Here is a 2,482-nt window from a genome sequence, read left to right on the forward strand (position 1 = left end):
CCTTCTTTTCCCCTTCTGCTGCCAAACTTCACATACTGCATTTTTTATTCTCCTAAAAAATTATTGATTCATTAAATTAAACTAATTCATATTTTATTTAAGTTCATCTAAAACTTCATTATAACTTTTTAATACATCATCTATAGTAAGACTTCTCCATTCTTTTAATTTATTTTCTCTTTTATATTTATTAAATATTTTATTTCCACTAAAAATAACATACTGATTAGGATAATGAATATTTAATGAATGGCTTAATCTATTTAAACGCATAGCCTCTGACCTTAATGCCTTTTTAATAATATAGAAAGGACATTTTACTTTTACCATAAAGCCATTACTGTCTTCAAATACCACTCCCTCATAGTCTATAGAAAAATCATCAATATATTTGTAAAACATTTTTTCTATATAATTATTATATTCATCTCTTGAAATATTATCATCTGGTTTTTCAAATATTTCTATTCTCTCTTTTATTTGAAACTCTGATGATATTTCTTTATCTGATAACTCTTCATAAGATAATTTTCTGAAACTCTCTTCATTATATATAATATCAAGCAAAACCAAAAAAGATTTATCATAAATAATAGGGTGAGTGGAATCTTTTAAGTGTATGCATTCAAATACAAATGTGGTATTATTTTTTTTACAATATTCTTTTATAAAGTTTTTGTTTTCTTCAGTCAATAAGCTTTCTGCCCAAGAGGTCATTTTTGTATTGATAGAGCTTTTTGTAGCAAATATTAACTCATCTTTTGTTTTATCCGAAAATACCAAAAATAAGTATCCGTTATATTTTTTGTATACACTTACTGGAAACTTTATATTTTTCTCTAAACTTTTTAATTTAGTTTCATTAACTTCATCATAATTAAAAAATTTATCATAGCTTCTTCCAGCAATTTCATTTGATTCATTGTATCTGTATAATCCTCTTGCTTTAATAGTCTGTTCATTCCATAATTTTTTATAAAACACTCTCTCTGAAAAATTAGTTGAATAAACTGTATCATAATATTTAAAGCGTACAAGATTATTATTTTCTGTATTAGATAAATCATCTATTTTTTTATCATTTTGATAATGCTCTGCAGATAAATCATTCAAACTCAAAACTATCAAATCCTCTCCGTACTCAACAGAGTTTTCTATACAATAGGCATTATCATTTATCTTGCATAAATTATCTTCTAATTCCTCCTGAAGAACATTTCTATGACCGAATATCTGAATAATATCATTGTGATTTTCTTTAAATCTGTTTCCTACTTCTATATAGGATTTATACTTGTTTTCATCATAATTGTATCCGTAAGTTACAATGCCATTTAAAAGAGAAGCTGGTATATGCTCGTACATTTTATCTATACCTGAATGATTAATAAAAAATTTCTTACCTTTAAAAGTGAAAAAATAATAAAGTCTGAATCTCTTATAAAAACTTCTTATTTTCTTTTTATAATCGGATAATGCACTTTCATCTATTATTTTATCTTCTGTAACATTATTATCATCATCTTTTACTTTATTTATACTTGTAAATGCCTTTTTTATATCACTATAAGTAGTTTTATAAAAATCATTACTTATAATTTTTATATCATTAGCAAAGAAATTTAAACTCGCATCATGATTTCCCTCAGTAAAATAAACATTATCTGGTATATCATTGTATAAAAAATAGTCGATTAGCTCTTTTGATTTACTTCCTCTGTCTATCAAATCGCCTACAAATATATAAGCTATTTTCTCATCTTTGAAATAATTCTCTTTTTCTAAAAATTTTTTAAATACATCGTATTCACCATGCAAATCTGGTATCACTTTTATATTATCATATTTCTCAAACTCTTTTTCATTTAAATAAAAACTGTCCCATTTAGAAGCCTCAAGCAATGCAGTTTCAGCACTGTCATAATCTGAAGCCTTATAAATATTAGCTCCAGATAATTTAAAATCTTTCATACGCATAAAAAAGTCTTTTATAACTTCTTCTGATATATTATTTCCTATATCTCTATTTCTTACATTATTAATGCATTCTTTAAGAGATACATTATCAAATAAGACAGCCGCTATTCTGTATCCGTATTTTTTGGCAAGCTCTGTAATACTTTTCAAATTAAAAAGTCCAGTACTGTCTAATATAGTAAATAGCCCCAAACGAAATCTATTCTCTAATATGCTTAATATTAAATTATTCCAAATATAAGAATTATCTTTTTCCGAAATATAAAGCCCGTTTTCTCCATCTGGAAAAATACCCGAATATAATATTCTTAAACTATCAGAACTTACACTATAATTTTCAAGTTTAGCTTTTTTTATTGTATAACTTTTACCGCTTCCCTGAGCTCCTACTGTTATAATTAGTACTTTCAATTTAAACCTCTTTTAATATTCAATTATTTTTTAATTATTTAAGTTTATCATAAATATCATAAAAATATCTTATAGAAGAGATAATTTTTTTGTT

General features: G+C 24.8%; 1 protein-coding gene. It reads right to left on the reverse strand.

What is annotated here, in order from left to right:
* Positions 1-93 precede the first annotated feature (93 nt).
* Positions 94-2,388 carry an RNA ligase gene (locus tag EZH24_RS10235; protein WP_137999037.1) on the reverse strand — a complete coding sequence of 765 codons (2,295 nt, stop codon included), beginning with the start codon at positions 2,386-2,388 and terminating at the stop codon, positions 94-96.
* Positions 2,389-2,482: the final 94 nt, after the last annotated feature.

Source organism: Brachyspira catarrhinii, from assembly GCF_005518285.1.
Lineage (GTDB): Bacteria > Spirochaetota > Brachyspiria > Brachyspirales > Brachyspiraceae > Brachyspira > Brachyspira catarrhinii.